This is a genomic window from Pseudomonas sp. v388 (assembly GCF_003935425.1).
Taxonomy (GTDB): domain Bacteria; phylum Pseudomonadota; class Gammaproteobacteria; order Pseudomonadales; family Pseudomonadaceae; genus Aquipseudomonas.
The window spans coordinates 85,576-104,302 of record NZ_RHQN01000008.1; the positions used below are offsets into that span (position 1 = coordinate 85,576).

Sequence of the window (18,727 nt, forward strand, 5' to 3'; positions counted from 1 at the left end):
CGCTCTCGACGACAGAGGCTTGAAGGATGGGATTACAGACGCTTACGCCGTACGGTGGCATCTCGGTGATGCTGCCCGCCGCCTTGGTGATCGCCGTATGGCTGTGGATGACCCGCTCCCGGCGGTCGGCCTTGTTGTGGGGCGTCACGCTGCTGGTGACCTACTCGGTGGTGGTGATCAGCAAGGTGCTGTTCAAAGGCTGGGGCGTGGCGCTGGAAAGCCTGGGGATCTACGTCCTCAGTGGGCATGCGATGAACATGTGCCTGATGCTGCCGGTCGGCCTCAGCCTGCTGGCGCGGCAGATTCGTCCTTCACTGCGCTGGCCGGCGGCGGGAGTGGGGCTGGTGCTGGGGGTGCTGTTCGCAACGTTTTGCGTCGCGCCGTTCATTCATCCACTGCCCGAAGCACTGGCCGGCGCACTGCTGGGTTGCACGGCGGCGTGTCTGTTCCTCGCCAGCCTGGAAAACCTCACCACCGGGCGGATTCCCTCTGCCGCGGTGGTCGCCGGTCTGCTGTTCATCGCCATCAGCAGCAACGCCACTCAGCTCAATGCCGAACGATTGCTCGACCGGATTTCCATGAAGATGTCAGGCTCCGACCGGGCGTTCCGTCAGCCGGACTGGCGCTCGCCCAGCGAATCGCTCTAGACCGGCGCCGGTCAGGCTTTGCCTCGACGACGGGACGGTGCGGGCATAGAATGTCCGCCCCGGTTTTTATCCCTGCCTGAGGATGCGTCGATGCTTCCTGAATGCCAGCTGTTAGGTACCTTGGGTTGTCACCTGTGCGAGGCTGCCGAGGCAGAACTGCTGCCCTTCGTCGAGCGGGGGCTGCTGGTGGAACTGGTGGATATCGTCGAAGACGTTCGTCATTACGACGTTTACAGCCTGCGCATTCCGGTGCTGCGTCGGGTGGACACCGGCGATGAACTCGACTGGCCCTTCGAAGCGCCCCAAGTGGCGTCCTTTCTCAGTAAGTAAGTGTCGGGCGCCGCGTCGTTTGCGTCCTAAAGCGACCTTGGGGTGTCTGTGCCATTGCAAGGCATTGCGGCCGGATCGGAACTTGCGTAGGTTCGAGCCTGCAGCTGCGCCGTCACCCGGCAAGGCGCGCGGCAGCCGCGGCGCCCTGTTGCGCTCTCTCTCTTCAATCTGAATACACCGCCAAGGAAGCCCGATGAGCACAGCCAGTACCCCGTTGTCCGGCGTCAATCAACCGCTCAAGGGTATCGGCTTCATTTTGCTGGCGACCTTTCTTTTCGCCAGCCACGACACCCTGTCCAAATACCTCTCCGGTTTCTATCCGATCATGCTGGTGGTCTGGGCGCGCTATCTGGTGCATACCGTGCTGATGGCCTGCATCTTCATGCCGTCCGCAGGCTTGCGGGTGCTGCGGACCAAACGGCCGGGCATGCAGGCATTGCGGGCCTTGGCATTGCTGGGGACCAGCCTGTTGTTCACCAGCAGCCTGATGTTCATCCCCCAGGCGGAAGCCACGGCGGTCAATTTTCTTGCGCCGCTGCTGGTCACGGCGCTGTCGGTGCCGTTGTTGCACGAGCGGGTGACGCGTGGCCAGTGGATCGCGGTGATCGTCGGTTTCGTGGGGGTGATGATCATCATCCATCCGGGCGGCGAGCTGTTCACCCCGGCGATTCTGCTGCCGTTGTCGTCGGCCCTGTGTTTTGCGCTGTATCAGTTGCTGACGCGGCTGGTGAGCCCTTACGACAGCCCGACCACCAGCAATTTCTTCGCCGGCCTGTTCAATACCCTGCTGATGAGTGCGTTGGTGCCCTTTGTCTGGGAAGTGCCGGCGCTGAAGCATTTGCCGTTCTTGCTCGCGCTGGGTGCCTGTGGCATGGCGGCGCATCTGCTGTTGACCCAGGCGTTCCGGTTCGCCGCACCAGCGATGCTGGCGCCGTTCAGCTATTGCCAGATCGTCTGGGCGGGGATGCTGGGTTATCTGGTCTTCGGCCACCTCCCGCCGCCCACCGCCCAGGCCGGCATCGCCATTATCTGTCTGAGCGGACTGGCTGCCGCCTGGCAGCAACGGCGCAAGGGGTGAGCGATACGCGCCGTGCGTGCGCTATGCATTAGCCGCGCTGGCGCCTACGGGTTTGGCTTTCTGGGCGCCATGCAATACATCCAGATCAGGGCCATGAAGTACATCGCCGGGATCATGGTGAACAGCACGCTGTAATTGTTATGGGTGGCGGTCAGGACTGCGCCGACCAGCTGGGTCATGAACATGCCGCCAATGGCTGCGCACATGCCGCCGAAGCCGAACACGGTGCTGATCATATGCTTGGGCGTGTAGTCCATGACCAGGCTCCAGAGGTTGGCCACCCAGGCCTGATGCGCGCCCACCGCCAGGGATATCGCCAGTACCGCCACCCACAGCCCGCTGGCATTGGCGGCCAGTACCACGCTGCAGATGGTCAGGGCGCAGACCAGCATGGATACCAGGCGCGAGGTGCGCGGTTTTACCCCGCGACCGATCAGCCAGGACGACAACACACCGCCTCCGACGCTGCCGATGTCAGCCGTCAGCCAGATCAGGATCAGAGGAACACCCATCTGGGTCACGCTGATGCCCAGGTTGTATTGCTGATTGAGAAACGGCGGCAGCCAGTAGAGGTAGAACCAGAACACGGGCGCGGTCATCGAGTAGGCCAGGGCGAAGGCCCAGGTGCCGCGCATCCTGAGGATCTGCGAGAAAGGCACTTTGACCGGCTCAGGCTCTACGTCCTGATGGATGTAGGCCAGTTCGCTCTGGCTGACCTGAGGATGTGCTTCAGGGTCGTAATAGTTCAAGGCCCAGAAGATCACCCACAGCAGACCGAGTGCGCCCATGAAAATGAACGCAGCCTGCCAGCCCCATACCGCCAGAATCACCGGCAGCAGGGCAGGCGTCACCATGGCACCGACGTTGGTGCCGGCGTTGAAGATACCGGTTGCCACCGCCCGCTCGCCGGCGGGAAACCACAGCCGGGTGGTCTTGACGCACGCCGGATAATTGGCCGCTTCCGTCAGGCCGAGGATGAAACGGCAGATCATGAACCCGGCCGCCGAAGTCGCCAGGCCGTGGGCGCCGGTCGCGATACTCCACAACAACACGGCGAAGAAGAAGGCGCGCTTGACGCCGACCCGATCGATGAAGCGGCCCTGCAGCAGGAAGCCGACGGCGTAGCCCACCTGGAACCAGAAGTTGATGTTGGCGTAATCCATCGCCGTCCAGCTCATCTCCTTGGCCAGGATCGGCTGCATCACGCCCAGGGCGGCGCGGTCGATGTAGTTCAGCGTGGTGGCGAAGAACACCAGGGCGAGCATGGACCAGCGGGTCTTGCCGACCGCCAGCGCGCCGCGGATCTTGTCGCCCATGCCCGCATGGCCTTGGTGGGTAAGCGGATTGCCAGGTGTGTCAGACATGCGTTTCCATCCGTTCCAGAACTGCGCCGCACGCGCGGTCGGACTGTGAGGGTCCGCACCACGGGCCGGGAAAAATGAAGGCGTGATTGGCTCAGGCGTCTACCAGACGCCGCAAAAGGCGCACACGTTACACGTTGCGCTCCTGGAGTGCGCAAATTCTACGAACGACAGCCCCCACGCCAGTGTCGGAGCATCGTGCCAGTAGCGATCCAGACCGGTCGCGCCTATCAAGGAGTCCGAACATGCAGCGCTGCATCGCCACCGTGTCGTTGAGCGGCACTTTGCCGGAGAAACTCCAAGCCATCGCCGGCGCCGGGTTCGACGCAGTGGAAATATTCGAGGACGACCTGCTCGGTTATCAGGCAGGGCCTGGCGCGGTGCGCCGGATCTGCGCCGATCTGGGCATCGACATCGCGTTGCTCCAGCCTTTTCGCGACTTCGAAGGCGGACCGCGCGCCGCTATGCCGGGCCGGCTGGACCGCGCCGAGCGAAACTTCGACCTCATGCAGGAACTGGGCACCGACCTGATGTTGTTGTGCAGCAATACCGCCGCCGATTCGCAGGGTGATGAGCACATTCTGCTCGATGACCTGCGCCTGCTGACCGAGCGCGCCGCGGCGCGTCGGCTGCGGGTCAGTTACGAGGGGCTGGCCTGGGGGCGTCACGTCAACACCTGGCAGCAGGTTTGGAAACTGGTGCGCCAGGTCAATCATCCGGCGCTTGGCATGATGCTCGACAGTTTCCATACCTTGGCCCTGAGGGGCGACCCGAGCGCCATTGCCCAGATTCCCGCCGACAGGATCTTCTTCGTGCAGATGGCCGACGCGCCGGTGGTGACCCTGGACCTGCTGGAGTGGAGTCGACACCTGCGCTGCTTCCCCGGCCAGGGCGAGTTCGATCTGGCCGGCTTTCTGGCGCCGATCCTGCGCAGCGGCTACAGCGGCCCCTTGTCGCTGGAGATTTTCAATGACGGCTCCGGCACCGCGACGACCCGTGAGCAGGCTGCCGATGGCCTGCGTTCCTTGCGCAATTTGCAGCAACAGACCCGGCAGCTGCTGGCCACCGCGTGCGCCTGACTTGTTGGCTGTCCGGCGCTGGACGGATGATTTCGGCGCTCGGCAGCCAGTGTGTGCGATGAGCGGCCGCTTGAGGGATAATGCCGGTCCCGCCGTTGACGTACACCGAGTTCGAGCCCACGCATGTCCGAGTCCAGTTTCAGCCCCGCGCAGCATCAAGCCAGCACCCTGTACCTGCCGGCAGGTCCGTGGCTGACGGTGCTCGAATGCCTGTGCGCGAAGTTTCCCGCCATCAGCCGCGACCAATGGCTGGATCGCATCGCACGGGCGCGGGTGCTGGACGGCGAGGGCCGGCCGATCACGGCGGCGCTGGCGTTTCGCGAAGGGCTGAAGATCCATTACTTTCGCGAGGTGCCCAACGAAACCCCGATTCCGGTGCAGGAGACGATTCTCTACGCCGACGAGCATCTGGTGGTTGCCGACAAGCCGCATTTCCTGCCGGTGACGCCGGCCGGGGAATACGTGGAGCAGACCCTGCTGCGGCGGCTGATTCGGCGTCTGGACAATCCCGATCTGGTGCCGCTGCATCGCATCGACCGGCACACCGCGGGGCTGGTGCTGTTTTCCGCCAACCGCCAGACACGTTCGGCGTATCAGGCGTTGTTTCCGACCCGGCGCATCGAAAAGACCTACGAAGCCATCGCCCCGGCGTTGCCTGGGCTGGCCTTTCCTCGCCTGCACGAAAGCCGACTGGTGGAGGGCGAGCCGTTCTTCCGTATGCAGGAAGGGCCTGGGGCCAGCAACACCCGCACGCGGATCGAGGTCAGCGAATGCCACGGCGAGCTGTGGCGTTACGCGCTGTATCCGGTGACCGGCAAGAAGCACCAGCTGCGGGTTCACATGGCGGCGCTGGGCGCGGCGATCTGCAACGACCCGTTTTATCCCGAGGTGGTCAAGGAAGCGGTCGATGACTACCAGCGGCCCCTGAAGCTGCTGGCCAAGGCGCTGGAGTTCAGCGATCCGGTGACCGGCCAGCCGCGCCGCTTCGACAGTCGCCTGCGACTGGAGTGGTGAAAGGCCTGCGTCGATGTCATGGCGCACCGGCTGCCGCCCACGTAGAAGGCGAGACAGGAACCATTAAAAAACCCGCACAAGGCGGGTTTTTCGAGTCAGGTGCCGGGCGGATCGATTACAGATCCTTGACGGTACGTACCTGATCCTTGTTGATGCGGGTTTGTTTGCCGTCGAGCTGTTCGAACTCGTAGAAGCCCGACTCGTCATCGTACTGTGGGGTGTCGACCGCCTGGATTTCACGGCCATCATTCAAAGTGATCACAGTGGGCGAGGCGCAACCGGCGAGGGTGGCGATGCCCAGTGCAAGCAGGAAGGCAGCGGGAAGGGTCCGTTGTTTCATTCTTGTGTCTCCAGGATGGATTCTCGATTACTGACTCTCAGACGTATACACCCTGCGCAAGTTCAATGACCAGTTACCTGCGTCGGTTATTGCTGACCTGGGTCAGAAGATCCGGAGTGTTGAGGTTGGCCAGGCGCGGGTCGTCAGGCGGTAATTGCAGCGCCACCGGGCACAGGGCCTGCATCGCTTTGCGCGGACTGCGTTCACCGGTCTGCCATGCGGCTTCAAGCGCAGCGGCGTGGGCCGTGGGAATGACGCACAGCAGCGGCTGCCAATGCTCCCCTTCACGCACCATGACCGGCCGATCCGGGTGCGCCGCGGCGGTTTCCCGCAGCGCCTGGAGCAGCGCTTTATCGATCAGCGGCACGTCGCAAGGCAGCACCACAAGCCAGTCGTGACGGGCCTTTGGCAGTGCGGCACGAATGCCGGCCAGCGGACCTGGAAAGTCAGTGTCAGCATCCTGAACCAGTTGGTCGGCGTAATGCCGATAAGTCTCCAGATTGCGATTGCACGAGACAATCAGGTCGTCGGTCAACGGCCGGGTCAGGCGATGCAGATGCTGGATCAGCGGCTCGCCCTGCCATTGGACCAGCCCCTTGTCGCGCCCGCCCATGCGTTGCCCCTGGCCGCCGGCCAGCAGCAGGATCGAACAGGGGGGCAGGGTGTCAGGGGTATTCATTGGCAGACTCACCGGGCAGCACAAACGAGGGCTGTGATATAACACCGGCCTGTTTCCATCACAACCGGATGAGGCCATGAAAGCCAAGGCTGACACACCTTTCGTACCCCTGAATATTGCCGTGCTGACCGTCAGCGACACCCGCACCCGCGAAACCGATACCTCCGGACAGATGTTCGTCGATCGCCTGACCGAAGCCGGGCATGGCTTGATCGAGCGTGTCCTGCTCAAGGACGATTTGTACAAGATCCGCGCACAAGTGGCGACCTGGATCGCCGACGAGCAAGTGCAGGTGGTGCTGATCACCGGCGGCACCGGGTTTACCGGCCGCGACAGTACGCCCGAAGCCGTGGCCTGCCTGCTGGACAAACAGGTCGATGGTTTCGGTGAGCTGTTCCGGCAGATTTCCGTGCCCGATATCGGCACCTCGACCATCCAGTCCCGCGCCCTGGCCGGCCTGGCCAACGGCACGCTGGTGTGCTGCCTGCCGGGTTCGACCAATGCGGTGCGTACCGGTTGGGACGGCATTCTGGCGCAGCAGCTGGACTCGCGTTTCCGCCCGTGCAATTTCGTGCCGCATCTCAAGCAGGCCGAGCCCTGTGCGACTCGCGGGTAAGCGCCCATGAGCCTGATGCCTGTCGAACAAGCCTTGGCGCGCCTGCTGGACATCGCCGGGGCCACGCCGATCACCGATGGCGAGCGAGTACCGCTGGCCGAGGCGCAGGGCCGGGTGCTGGCCGTCGATCTGATCGCCGGTTTCGATCTGCCGCCCTGGCCCAACAGTGCCATGGACGGTTATGCCCTGCGCCTGGGCGACTGGAGCGGTGAACCGTTGCCGGTCAGCCAGCGCATTTTTGCCGGCCAGGCGCCCGAGCCGCTGAAGCAGGGCACCTGTGCGCGGATCTTCACCGGTGCGCCGTTGCCCGAAGGCGCCGATTGCGTCGAGATGCAGGAAAATGCTTCGGTGCTGGACGACCAGCGCGTGCAGTTCAACGAGCCACTCAAAGCCGGGCAGAACATCCGCCCACGCGGGCAGGAAACCCAGGCCGGCGACAAGGTGCTGGCGGCCGGAACCCGTCTGGGGCCAATCGAACTGGGCCTGGCTGCGTCGCTGGGGCTGGCCGAGCTGGACGTGGTGCGTCGGGTGCGGGTGGCAGTGCTGTCCACCGGCGACGAGCTGATCGAACCGGGCCGGCCATTGGGGCCGGGGCAGATCTACAACAGCAACCGGGTGTTGCTGTGCAGCTGGCTCAAGCGCCTGGAATGCGAGGTCGTGGATGCCGGCATCCTGCCAGACAACCTGGAGCTGACCCGCGCTGCGCTGGGCGGGCTGCGCGACGTCGATCTGATCCTGTCCACCGGCGGCGTGTCGGTGGGCGAGGCAGACTTCCTCGGCCATGCTTTGCGGGAAGACGGCGAACTTTCGCTCTGGAAGCTGGCGATCAAACCCGGCAAGCCGCTGACCTTCGGCCATTACCGTGGCGTGCCGGTGATTGGCTTGCCGGGTAATCCGGCCTCGACCCTGGTGACCTTCGCCCTGCTGGCGCGACCGTATCTACTGCGGCGTCAAGGTGTGGTCGACGTCACGCCGATGCAGTTTTCGGTACCGTCCGGTCTGCTCTGGCACAAGCCGGGTGCGCGCCGTGAGTACCTGCGCGGCCGCCTGGAGAACGGGCGGGCCATCGCCTACGGCAACCAGAGCTCCGGCGTGCTGCGCAGCGCGGCCTGGGCAGACGGGCTGATCGAGATCCGCGAAGGCACCACGGTGGCCGAAGGCGATCCGGTCAACTTCATTCCATTGAGTGAAGTGCTGGGCTAGTGATGGTCGATCCACAGGGCATGAGCTACCCTCAGACACGCGGACAAATTGGGCATCCGGTCTTAGCCCTGGAGTATTGTTATGCCGTCTTTGCGAGTGGCTTGTGTCATCCCGACCTATAACGGCCGCAAGGATCTGGAGCGTCTGCTGGACTCGCTGGCGACCCAGACTGCGACTTTCGACACGCTGATCGTCGACTCGAGTTCCTCCGACGGCACCCTGGAACTGGCCCGCGAACGCTGTGCCCACGTCACACGTATCGACAGCAAGGATTTCAACCACGGCGGCACCCGGCAAATGATGGTCCAGGCGTATCCGCACTACGACATCTATGTCTACCTGACCCAGGACGCTTACGTCGAGGACGTGGCGGCGATTGCCAATATCCTGCTGCCGTTCGCCGATCCCCAGGTGGGTGCGGTGTGCGGCCGCCAGTTGCCGCACAAGAATGCCAACCTGCTGGCCGAACACGCCCGGCTGTTCAATTACCCGCCGGTGTCGCAGATCAAGACCCTCGACGATGCGCCGCGGCTGGGTATCAAGACGCCGTTCATGTCCAATTCGTTCGCGGCCTACCGCCGCGATGCGCTGTTGGGCGTGGGCGGGTTTCCTCCCCACGTGATTCTCTCCGAAGACATGTACGTCACCGCCAAGATGCTGCTCGCCGGGTGGAAAGTCGCCTACGAAGGCTCGGCGATCTGCCGTCATTCCCATAACTACAGCCTGCGGGAGGAGTTTCGCCGCTACTTCGACATTGGCGTGTTCCAGGCGCGGGAGGCGTGGATCTACGACACCTTTGGCGGCATCGCGGGGGAGGGAATGCGCTACGTGAAGTCGGAGCTGAAGTTCATCGGCGTGCGCCGGTTCTGGTGGTGGCCGGTGTCGATCATACGCAATGGTCTGAAGCTGCTGGCCTACGAACTGAGCCGCCAGGAAAAGCGCCTGCCGACGCAGGTGAAAAAACAGCTGGGGATGCATAAGCGGTATTGGGATAGCCCGTATGCGTAGGAGTCGATTTACGCTGAAACAGGAGAAGCTGTCTCTTCGACACGATTGAGGAATCCATTCGTGCGTCCCACGCACTTATACGCTGCCCAAATGTAAATTTTCATTACGTCGACGCCTTTCTAAAATGCCGGCTCTGCAAAGTCCGGATACCGCTGCGCCCATGACCTCCCTCGCTTCCGCCGCTCCCGCTATTCAGCCCGCCGCGCCCGTTCCAGCCGCTTTTGGTCTGCGCACCATCATCGGTCTGGTGGGCATGCTGCTGGCAGTGCTGGTGGCGGGTATCAACGAGGGCGTAACGCGCGTCGCCATGGCCGACATCCGGGGCGCGATGTTCATCGGCTCGGATGAAGCCACCTGGCTGGTCGCCGGTTATTCGGCGGCCTCGGTCGCGGCGATGGCGCTGGCACCCTGGTTCGCCGTAACCCTGTCATTGCGCCGCTTCACGCTCACCGCTATTGCCACCTTCGTGGTGCTGGCACTGTTGTGTCCGTTGGCGCCCGATTACCCGAGCCTGCTGGTGTTGAGAATTCTCCAGGGCCTGGCCGCCGGTTGCCTGCCGCCGATGCTGATGACTGTAGCGCTGCGCTTCCTGCCGCCAAACATCAAACTCTACGGCCTGGCCGGCTATGCCCTGACCGCCACCTTTGGCCCCAGCCTGGGCACGCCGCTGGCTGCGTTGTGGACCGAGTATTTCAACTGGCACTGGACCTTCTGGCAGGTCATTGCGCCGTGCGTTGTGGCGATGATCGCCGTCGCCCACGGCATTCCCCAGGACCCGTTGCGGCTAGAGCGCTTCAAAGACTTCAACTGGCCAGGCGTGTTGCTGGGCGTGCCCGCGCTTGTCGCGCTGGTGCTCGGCATCCTGCAAGGCAACCGGCTGGACTGGTTCGAATCGACCCTCATCTGTTGGCTGCTGGGCGGCGGCCTGGCGCTGCTGGCGGCGTTCATGGCCAACGAGTGGTTCAGGCCCGTGCCGTTCTTCAAATTGCAGATGCTGGGCAGCCGCAACCTGTCCCATGCCTTGCTGACCCTGGCCGGTGTGCTGGTGATCCTGACGGCAGTGGCCTCGATTCCGGCGTCCTACCTGGCTCAGGTCCACGGCTATCGCCCGCTGCAGACCGCGCCGCTGATGTTGATCATCGCTTTGCCGCAGCTGATTGCATTGCCTCTGGTTGCGGCCTTGTGCAACCTGCGCTGGATCGATTGCCGCTGGGTGCTGGCTGTCGGCCTGGGCCTGTTGGCGCTGTATTGCGGGTTGGCGACGCATATGACGTCGGCCTGGATCCGCGACAATTTCTATGGCCTGCAACTGTTGCAGATCATCGCCCAGCCCATGGCCGTGCTGCCGCTGCTGATGCAGGCCACCGGCGGTATCGCGCCGCCGGACGGGCCGTTCGCCTCCGCCTGGTTCAACACCGTTCGGGGGCTGTCGGCGGTGGTTGCCACCGGTGTGCTCGAAGCTCTGACCACGGCGCGCCAGCACTTTCATTCCAACACGCTGGTCGACCGGCTCGGCAACTCACCGGCCCTGATCGCCGATGACGCCATCGCTTCCCTGGCGCATCGCGTTCACGAACAGGTGGTGGTGCTGACCAGCACCGATCTCTATTACTGCATGGGCTGGCTGGCTGTCGGCCTGATGCTGCTGATCCCCCTGATGCCGACGCGGGTCTATCCACCCCGTGCACTGGCGGCACCCTGAATTGAGTGAATCGAGAACTTTCATGAACATGACCTCCAGACAGACCCTGGCCTTGTGCGGCGCCGCCATCGTGCTCGCCGGCCTTGGTTTGTATACCCTGGCCGGCGACAGCGCGCGGCAGACCACCAACGATGCGTTCGTCACCGCCGATTACTCGGTGGTGGCGCCCAAGGTATCGGGCTTCATCAGTCAGGTGCTGGTGGAGGACAATCAGCCGGTCAAGGCCGGGCAATTGCTGGCGCAGATCGATGATCGCGATCTGCAGACCGCGCTGGCCTCGGCCGAAGCCGGTGTCGCCACTGCCACAGCGCAGCTTGAACAGGCTCGCGCGGTGCTGCAACGCCAGGCATCGGTGATCGCCCAGGCGCAGGCGGCATTGGTGGCCAGCAACGCGGCGGTGAAATTTGCCGAGCAGGAACGCACGCGCTACGAACACCTGGCAGGCGCCGGTGCCGGCACGCTGCAAAACGCGCAGCAGGCACGCAATCGTATCGACACCGCCAATGCCCAGCATGCCAGCGCCACGGCCTCGCTGGTGGCCGAGCGCAAACAGGTGGACATTCTGGTCGCCCAGCAGCACAGCGCCGAAGCCGGCTTGCAGCGTGCCCAGGCGGCTCGTGACCAGGCGCGGCTGCAACTGTCCTACACGCACATTCTGGCGCCGGTCGACGGCGTCGTCGGCGAGCGTGCCGTGCGGGTCGGCAATTACGTCAACCCCGGCAGCAAGCTGCTGTCGGTGGTGCCGCTGGAGCACGCCTACGTGGTGGGCAACTTTCAGGAAACCCAACTGACCCACGTCAGCGTCGGCCAGGCTGTTGAGGTGCGTGTCGATACCTATCCCGGCGAGGTGCTTCGAGGCCACGTGCACAGCATCGCTCCGGCTACCGGCGTGACCTTTGCCGCGATTCGTCCTGACAACGCCACCGGCAATTTCACCAAGGTGGTACAGCGGATTCCGGTCAGGATCGTCCTGGATGCCAATCAGCCGCTGGCCGGCCGCCTGCGGGTTGGCATGTCGGTGGAGGCCCGCATCGACACGGAAACGAGCGTCGACCAGGCGCGGGTAAGTGCCTTATGACTCGCGCATTCGGCCGCAGCGCGGTGGCTGTCGCAATGCTGGCGGCGTTGGCAGGTTGCCAGGTCGGGCGGGATTTCCAGCGCCCGTCAGGCAGCGATATTCAGTGGCTGCCGATTCAGGGCGAACAGGCTCCCAGCCGAATTAATACCACCCCAACCAGCCCACGTTGGTGGGAGGTGTTTCAGGATGAGCAGCTTTCTTCGCTCATCGACCGTGCTGCGACGGCCAACCTGGATGTGCGCATGGCGGCGGCACGGTTGGATCAGAGTCGTGCTGCACGCGCGGTGATCGCGGGTGAAGAAACGCCCCAGCTGGCCGGCAATCTGGGTTATCAGCGCAAGCGCAACAGTGCTGAGGGCTTGAATGATCCGTCGGGCAATGCGGGCCGTGCACCGTTCAGCCAGTGGGATGGTGGTATCGGCGCCAGCTGGGAGCTTGATCTGTGGGGGCGGGTCGGGCGCGAAGTCGAAGCGGCCGATGCCAACGTGCAGGTGGCCGAGAACGATCGACGGGCCGCCGTGCTGTCGCTCCAGGCGGAAGTGGCGAACGACTATCTGCAGTTGCGTGGTCAGCAGCACACCTTGAGCGTGACCCGGCAGAATCTTGAGCTGGCGCGCAACAGTCTGAAGCTGTCCCGCGTCCGCTTGGCCGATGGCGTAGCCACTCATCTCGATGTCGCTGAAGCGGCGGTGGAAGTGGCGGCGCTGGAGTCGCGTCTGCCGGTGCTCGAACAGCGGCAGGCGCAGTTGATCAATGCGCTGGGTTTGCTGCTGGCGCAAACACCGCGCACCTTGCAGGCCGAGTTGCAGGCACCGGTTGCCATGGCGGCGGTGCCGGCGCAGGTTCCGGTCGGGCTGCCCTCGCAACTGGCCGAACGCCGGCCGGATATCCGTCGCGCCGCGGCCAGGCTGCATGCGGCGACCGCCAGCATCGGGGTCGCCGAAGGGGATTTCTATCCGCGGATCATGCTGTCGGGCAACGTCGGTTTTCAGGCGTTGCAGCTGTCGGACTTCGGCAGCTGGGGCTCGCGACAGTTCGGCATCGGTCCGCAGTTGAGCGTGCCGATCTTCGAGGGCGGGCGGTTGCGCGGCATGCTGCATCTGCGCCAGGCGCAGGAGCAGGAAGCGGCGCTGGCCTATCAGCAGACGGTGCTGCGCGCCTGGCAGGAAATCGATGACGGCATGAGCCTGTACAACGCGACCCAGTTGCAACAACGCAAGCTGGAGGAGGCGGTGCAACACAACCGGGTGGCGCTGGAGGCCGCCAAGCGGCAGTACGTCGAGGGCGTGGTGGATTTCGTCACGGTACTGACCGTGCAACGTACCTTGCTGGCCACCGAAGAACAGTGGGTCCAGAGTTCCACCACCCAAGCCCAGGCCCTGGTGGGCCTGTACTGTGCGTTGGGCGGTGGCTGGTAAGCGCTAGAGCCTGACGGCTTCTTCCTCCAGGCGGTCGGCCTCGAACAGTTGCGCCAGCTCGACCCGGGCTTCCCGCGCGGTCTGCAATACCTTGGCTTCGTCGTCGTAGACTTCATGCTGCGCCTGCAACACCTGCTCGTCATGGCGCTTGAAGCGGGCGATGCGCGCATCCGCCTGAGCCTGACTCAAGCCCAGACCCATCAGGGTCTGCCGGCTCATTTCTAGGCTCGAATAGAAGGTTTCCCGCACCGCTTGAGCACCGACGTCTATCAACCGGTGAACGTGCTGGCGGTTGCGCGCCCGGGCGATGATCTTCATGTGCGGGTACAGCTTGCGCACCAGTTCGGCGGTCTTGATGTTGGTGTCCGGGTCATCGGTGGCGATGACGAAGAACTCCGCTTCATGAACCTTCGCCGCCCGCAGGATTTCCGGGCGCAACGGGTCGCCGTAGAACACCGGCACGTTGCCGAAACTGCGAGAGAACTCGATGGATTCCACGGCGGTGTCCAGGGCGATGAAAGGAATCTTCTGCGCCCGCAGGATTCGCGCCACGATCTGGCCCATGCGGCCCATTCCGGCGATCACCACCCGCGGCTCGTCGGTCTGGATGTCGCGATACTCGTCCGGCACCTCGGTGGTCTTGGGTTTGGGCCTGATCCAGCGGGCCAGGGCCATGAACAGCAGCGGCGTCATGGCCATCGACAGGGTGATGGTCAGAATCAGCAGGTCGTACAGCTCGGGGGTGAACAGACCTTGATCGCTGCCGATCTTGAACACGACAAAGGCGAACTCGCCGCCCGCCGCCAGGACCAGTCCCAGCCGCAACGCACTCTGCTTGCCCAGCCCGCCGGCCAGCCGACCGATGAAGAACAGCAGCGGCAGCTTGATGGCGATCAGCAACAAGGTCAGGCCAAGTACCACCAGCGGCGCGCTGAATAGCAGGCCGATGTTGGCGCCCATGCCGACGCTGATGAAAAACAGACCCAGCAACAAGCCTTTGAACGGCTCGATCTGCGATTCGAGTTCGTGGCGGTATTCCGAGTCCGCCAACAGCAGACCGGCCAGGAATGCGCCGAGCGCCATGGACACGCCCACCAGTTCCATCAGCCAGGCGGTGCCGATCACCACCAGCAAGGCCGTGGCGGTGGACACTTCCTGAATGCGGGTCTTGGCCACGATGCGGAATACCGGACGCAGCAGATAGCGGCCGCCGATCACCACGATGGCGATGACACCCAGCACCCGCAGGCCGTGGACCAGGCTGTCGTGGGTATCGAGGGCCTGGTCGCTGCCGGAGAGCAAGGGCACCAGGGCAATCAGCGGAATCGCGGCAATGTCCTGGAACAGCAGAATGGCAAACGCCAGTCGGCCGTGGGGGCTATTGAGCTCCTTGCGTTCGGCAAGGCTTTGCAGACCGAACGCCGTAGACGACAGCGCCAGCCCGAGGCCCAGTACCACAGCGGTGTTGAGCGACTGGCCGAACGCGAGCAAGGCCACTGCGCCGATCACGATGCCGGTCAACAGCACCTGCGCCATGCCAACGCCGAACACCGACTTGCGCATCACCCAAAGGCGTTTTGGCGACAGCTCCAGGCCGATGATAAACAGCAGCAATACCACCCCAAGTTCCGAAATATGCGCGACACTCTCCGTATCTCCGATCAACCCCAGCACCGAAGGGCCGATGATCACTCCGGCGATCAGGTAACCGATCACGGCGCCCAATTGCAGGCGTTTGGCGAGCGGGACGGTGAGTACGGCGGCGAGCAGAAACACGACTGCGGCCTGCAGCAGGCTGCCTTCATGGGGCATGGTTGACTCCTTGGTCGAGCGTAAGGCTGGAAACATGTTGAAACGCACGGGCATTAAACCATGGGAAATTTACACGGCAACGTTCATTCACCCATGACGGTCATCAACAAAGGTGATGACTGGGTTGTCTGGCGCGGGCGCAGGCGCGGGGAGAGGAGAGGCATGCGGTGCTGCAAGGGCGTAAGATGGGCGCGCATTTGCGCGAGGCCAATGCAGATCATGAAGAAATCAGGAACCCGGTTATGACCAACAAGCAGCGTTTGATGTATTCGATTCTGATCGCCCTGGGCGTGCTGGCAATCATGCTGGGCTTGTCCCACTTGCAGAACAGCGGCGTGATTACCGAGAAGACGTTTCAGTACATCGCGATTGGCGTGGCGGTGCTGGTGGTGATCCTCAACGGCATCATGCGCCGCAAGGTCAAGCGCTGAGCACGGCGGGCCGGTGGCAATCGGTCATCGGCCCGGCGCGTTGTCAGGATGGTCGAGCCAGGCGGCGGCGCGTGCATCCAGTCGATAGGTCTTGTCGGCGTCGAGCGTGATCACGCCTTCATCGCACAACCGCTTGAGCACTTCACGCACACTGAGAAATGACAGCGGCACGTCAAGCCGCAGCAGATGTCCATGCACGCCGCGCACGCCGAGGGCCTTGCCTTGCTCGCCGGCCACCAGCAGCGCGTCAAGCACCTTGAGCCTGACCAGACTGCTGCGCAGGCCGAAACTCTTGAGTAACAGGCGGATATGTTCGTTGCCGGGCCGCTCGGCTTGCGCCGCAGGCGCCTGGGTGGCGATTGCCGTCTGGCGCAGCAGGGTGCGTGTCGTGACGCCTTGTCGGTTGAACATGCGCAAACTCCTTTTCAGGCATTTAACGGGAACTCATTACTAAGACGAACGAGTGCCGGCAATCCTCAATTATTTGTGGAAAATAATCGATCAAGGGCAGGGCAAGGCTGTTCGCCGACCGTTCAAGCCCGGTGAGACAGGGGCCTGAAGGGAAGGCGCAGGATTATTGCAGGATGTTTAATGGCCAAGCCGGCGCTTGCGGCAAAGCAGCCGTCAGCCCCGCGGATTACTGCCGGTGCGTTTGGTCAACACCGGATTGCCCTGTTGATTCTGTGTGACACGCACCGGCAGAACCCTGGGCAGGGTGGCGAGCAACGTCGACATGTCGCGGGTGTTATAGCTGCCGCCCAGGCGCAGGTCGCCGGTCGCCTTGTCGCCCAGCAGAATCGGCTCGGGCAGGTAACGGTTGATCAGCGGCAGGGCTTCGCTCAGCGGCAGATCATTGAAGATCAGCTTGCCGCTGCGCCAGGCCAGGCTGGTGTCCCGGACACTGGTCGTGTTCACCCGGGGCTGTGAGTCTCCAGGCCGGTAGCTGGCCTGCATGCCGGGCGCCAGTCGGGTATCGGAAGCCGGCTCGGTACGATCGCTGCGCACCTGGACAGAACCGTCCACCAGGGTCACGCGCACTTGTTCGTCATACAGCCAAACGTTGAAACGTGTGCCGGTCACTCTGACGCTGCCTTGACCTGCAGCCACTATGAACGGATGGGCACTGTCATGGCTGACCTCGAAAAACGCCTCACCCTTGGCAAGGGTTACGCTGCGCCGATCCTTGAAGTTGAGGTACGTCAGTCGAGTGCCCAGGTTGAGTTCCACGCGGCTGCCGTCCGACATGGTGACCAGTCGGGGAGCGTCCTGCGCATCGTAGGTTTCGTAGGCGTTGGGAATCAGCCCCTGATTCCAGCCTATATAACCTGCGACCGGCAGCGCCAGCGCCACGATGGCCGCTGCCGCCGCCAGGGGATGCCAATTGCGTGTGCGGTGGCGCATGGCCGGTGCCGGAACGGCCAATGACAATGGGGTGGGTGCCGGATTGACTGCCGGCACGTCCGCCGACAGCTCCCAGATTTCACACATCGCCTGATACTCGCTCGCATGGCGCGGATCGGCCGCGTGCCACTGCGCGAAGATCCGCCGTTCGGCATCGGTGCAGTCCTCGGCGTGCAGACGCATGCACCAGTGCGCGGCGGCATCGGTGACGGCGTCGTAATCTGCTTCGCTGAGTAAAGGCTCGCTCATGGGCGCTCCGTGCTTGACTGATGGCGCATTCTACTCCTTGATCTCCTTTGGGGAGAACAACGTATGGCTATTGAGTATCAAGGCGGGCTCTATTAGTTCGTGAATGTGATCGGCTCTCATTGATGACATTCCAGCCCGGGCCTTTCCTCAGTACGGTGTGAGTCCCGCGTCCATCTTCCCGATCACGGAGCATCCTATGGCTACCACTGCCGACAATGACATGCCCAGATCCATCTCCTGGCAGGAGCTGGTCGACGTGCTGTATCGCATCTTCATCACCCATGGCACGTCGGACGAGGTGGCGAGGGTGCTGTCCGAGAACTGCGCCAGCGCCCAGCGGGACGGATGCCACAGCCACGGCATCTTCCGGATTCCAGGTTATCTTTCATCGCTGGCCAGCGGCTGGGTCGACGGGCGCGCAGTGCCTGTGGTCGAAGACGTCGCGGCCGCCTTCGTCCGGGTCAATGCCGCCAACGGCTTCGCGCAACCGGCCCTGGCTGCCGCACGAGCATTGCTGGTGACCAAGGCCCGAAGCGCGGGCATCGCGATTCTGGCGATACGCAGCTCCCATCACTTCGCTGCCTTGTGGCCGGACGTTGAACCATTCGCCGAAGAGGGCCTGGTCGCGTTGAGTATGGTCAACAGCATGACCTGTGTCGTACCTCATGGCGCGACGAAGCCGGTGTTGGGCACCAACCCCATTGCCTTCGCCGCACCTCGCGCTGGCGGCGGCCCCATCGTGTTCGACCTGGCGACCAGCGCCATCGCCCACGGTGACGTGCAGATCGCTGCCCGGGAAGGCCACCGACTGCCGCCGGGAATGGGGGTCGACGCACAAGGCCTGCCGACCCAGGACCCCAAGGCAATCCTGCAAGGCGGCGCGCTGCTGCCGTTCGGCGGTCATAAAGGCTCGGCACTTTCCATGATGGTGGAGCTGCTGGCAGCCGCGCTGACCGGCGGCAACTTCTCTTTCGACTTCGACTGGTCACACCATCCGGGCGCCCAAACGCCCTGGACCGGGCAGGTCATCATCGTCATCGATCCTGACAAAGGCGGTGCTGGGCATTTTGCTCAGCGCAGCGAGGAACTCGTGCGCCAGCTTCACGAGGCCGGCCAGGAACGGATGCCGGGTGATCGGCGCTATGCGGAACGCGCCAAGGCTGCAATGACCGGCATCGCGATTCGCGAAAGCGACTGGGCTCGACTCGAAGCGCTGGCAGGGAATTGAACGGGAGCAGGCGGGCGGCCATCCGGCAACGGTGCTTTAATACCACCCCATAG

The 18,727-nt window shown here is 63.6% G+C and carries 18 protein-coding genes and 1 pseudogene; 13 read left to right on the forward strand and 6 right to left on the reverse strand.

Annotated elements, in window-relative coordinates; genetic code table 11:
- Positions 1-26: 26 nt before the first annotated feature.
- The 3 genes from EGJ27_RS18770 to EGJ27_RS18780 all read left to right on the forward strand — a co-directional run bounded on the left by EGJ27_RS18770 (position 27) and on the right by EGJ27_RS18780 (position 2,055).
- Positions 27-647 (forward strand): hypothetical protein, encoded by a 621-nt coding sequence (locus EGJ27_RS18770; protein WP_125832240.1) that lies wholly within the window; start codon positions 27-29, stop codon positions 645-647.
- A 90-nt stretch (positions 648-737) separates the two neighbouring features.
- Positions 738-977 carry a glutaredoxin family protein gene (locus EGJ27_RS18775; RefSeq protein ID WP_125832241.1) on the forward strand — a complete coding sequence of 80 codons (240 nt, stop codon included), beginning with the start codon at positions 738-740 and terminating at the stop codon, positions 975-977.
- Between the two features lie 193 nt (positions 978-1,170).
- On the forward strand, positions 1,171-2,055 hold the full coding sequence (locus EGJ27_RS18780; protein WP_125832242.1) for a DMT family transporter: 885 nt from the start codon (positions 1,171-1,173) through the stop codon (positions 2,053-2,055).
- A gap of 44 nt (positions 2,056-2,099) precedes the next feature.
- On the opposite strand, the gene EGJ27_RS18785 is transcribed toward EGJ27_RS18780, so the two are convergent.
- A complete protein-coding gene (locus tag EGJ27_RS18785) occupies positions 2,100-3,419 on the reverse strand; it encodes an MFS transporter (RefSeq protein ID WP_125832243.1) in 1,320 nt (439 codons plus the stop codon).
- Positions 3,420-3,661: 242 nt separating this feature from the next.
- Between EGJ27_RS18785 and EGJ27_RS18790 the strand changes: the two are divergent.
- Positions 3,662-4,480 (forward strand): annotated as a pseudogene (locus EGJ27_RS18790) (sugar phosphate isomerase/epimerase family protein); the annotation flags it as partial.
- 138 nt (positions 4,481-4,618) lie between these two features.
- Positions 4,619-5,509, forward strand: coding sequence for a pseudouridine synthase (locus EGJ27_RS18795; RefSeq protein WP_125832245.1), 891 nt, complete (start codon positions 4,619-4,621; stop codon positions 5,507-5,509).
- 115 nt (positions 5,510-5,624) lie between these two features.
- Here EGJ27_RS18795 and EGJ27_RS18800 read toward each other — a convergent pair whose 3' ends face one another.
- Both EGJ27_RS18800 and mobA read right to left on the reverse strand, forming a co-directional pair.
- The gene (locus EGJ27_RS18800; RefSeq protein WP_125832246.1) at positions 5,625-5,849 is read right to left on the reverse strand and encodes a YgdI/YgdR family lipoprotein; all 225 of its coding nucleotides are present in this window, start codon (positions 5,847-5,849) and stop codon (positions 5,625-5,627) included.
- A gap of 73 nt (positions 5,850-5,922) precedes the next feature.
- Positions 5,923-6,528, reverse strand: a complete 606-nt coding sequence (gene mobA, locus EGJ27_RS18805) for a molybdenum cofactor guanylyltransferase MobA (protein WP_125832247.1) — start codon at positions 6,526-6,528, stop codon at positions 5,923-5,925.
- Between the two features lie 76 nt (positions 6,529-6,604).
- Here mobA and moaB point away from each other — a divergent pair, with 76 nt between their 5' ends.
- From moaB to EGJ27_RS18835, 6 genes are all read left to right on the forward strand, one after another.
- On the forward strand, positions 6,605-7,144 hold the full coding sequence (moaB, locus tag EGJ27_RS18810) for a molybdenum cofactor biosynthesis protein B (protein WP_125832248.1): 540 nt from the start codon (positions 6,605-6,607) through the stop codon (positions 7,142-7,144).
- 6 nt (positions 7,145-7,150) lie between these two features.
- Positions 7,151-8,347 carry a gephyrin-like molybdotransferase Glp gene (glp, locus tag EGJ27_RS18815; RefSeq protein WP_125832249.1) on the forward strand — a complete coding sequence of 399 codons (1,197 nt, stop codon included), beginning with the start codon at positions 7,151-7,153 and terminating at the stop codon, positions 8,345-8,347.
- Positions 8,348-8,428: 81 nt separating this feature from the next.
- On the forward strand, positions 8,429-9,355 hold the full coding sequence (locus EGJ27_RS18820; protein WP_125832250.1) for a glycosyltransferase family 2 protein: 927 nt from the start codon (positions 8,429-8,431) through the stop codon (positions 9,353-9,355).
- Between the two features lie 160 nt (positions 9,356-9,515).
- Positions 9,516-11,057, forward strand: coding sequence for an MFS transporter (locus tag EGJ27_RS18825; protein WP_125832251.1), 1,542 nt, complete (start codon positions 9,516-9,518; stop codon positions 11,055-11,057).
- 22 nt (positions 11,058-11,079) lie between these two features.
- Positions 11,080-12,135 carry an HlyD family secretion protein gene (locus EGJ27_RS18830; RefSeq protein ID WP_125832252.1) on the forward strand — a complete coding sequence of 352 codons (1,056 nt, stop codon included), beginning with the start codon at positions 11,080-11,082 and terminating at the stop codon, positions 12,133-12,135.
- A complete protein-coding gene (locus EGJ27_RS18835; protein WP_125832253.1) occupies positions 12,132-13,553 on the forward strand; it encodes an efflux transporter outer membrane subunit in 1,422 nt (473 codons plus the stop codon). Before EGJ27_RS18830 ends, EGJ27_RS18835 begins: the two co-directional genes overlap by 4 nt.
- A 3-nt stretch (positions 13,554-13,556) precedes the next feature.
- On the opposite strand, the gene EGJ27_RS18840 is transcribed toward EGJ27_RS18835, so the two are convergent.
- Positions 13,557-15,365, reverse strand: a complete 1,809-nt coding sequence (locus tag EGJ27_RS18840; RefSeq protein WP_125832254.1) for a monovalent cation:proton antiporter-2 (CPA2) family protein — start codon at positions 15,363-15,365, stop codon at positions 13,557-13,559.
- Positions 15,366-15,607: 242 nt separating this feature from the next.
- On the opposite strand from EGJ27_RS18840, the gene EGJ27_RS18845 reads away from it, so the two are divergent.
- Positions 15,608-15,796: a hypothetical protein gene (locus EGJ27_RS18845; protein WP_125832255.1), complete on the forward strand. Its 189-nt coding sequence runs from the start codon at positions 15,608-15,610 to the stop codon at positions 15,794-15,796.
- A 24-nt stretch (positions 15,797-15,820) separates the two neighbouring features.
- Here EGJ27_RS18845 and EGJ27_RS18850 read toward each other — a convergent pair whose 3' ends face one another.
- Positions 15,821-16,207, reverse strand: coding sequence for a Fe2+/Zn2+ uptake regulation protein (locus EGJ27_RS18850; protein ID WP_125832256.1), 387 nt, complete (start codon positions 16,205-16,207; stop codon positions 15,821-15,823).
- Between the two features lie 213 nt (positions 16,208-16,420).
- The gene (locus EGJ27_RS18855) at positions 16,421-17,446 is read right to left on the reverse strand and encodes a FecR family protein (protein ID WP_125832257.1); all 1,026 of its coding nucleotides are present in this window, start codon (positions 17,444-17,446) and stop codon (positions 16,421-16,423) included.
- Between the two features lie 196 nt (positions 17,447-17,642).
- Here EGJ27_RS18855 and EGJ27_RS18860 point away from each other — a divergent pair, with 196 nt between their 5' ends.
- Positions 17,643-18,674, forward strand: a complete 1,032-nt coding sequence (locus tag EGJ27_RS18860; protein ID WP_125832258.1) for an Ldh family oxidoreductase — start codon at positions 17,643-17,645, stop codon at positions 18,672-18,674.
- The last annotated feature ends 53 nt before the right edge of the window (positions 18,675-18,727 follow it).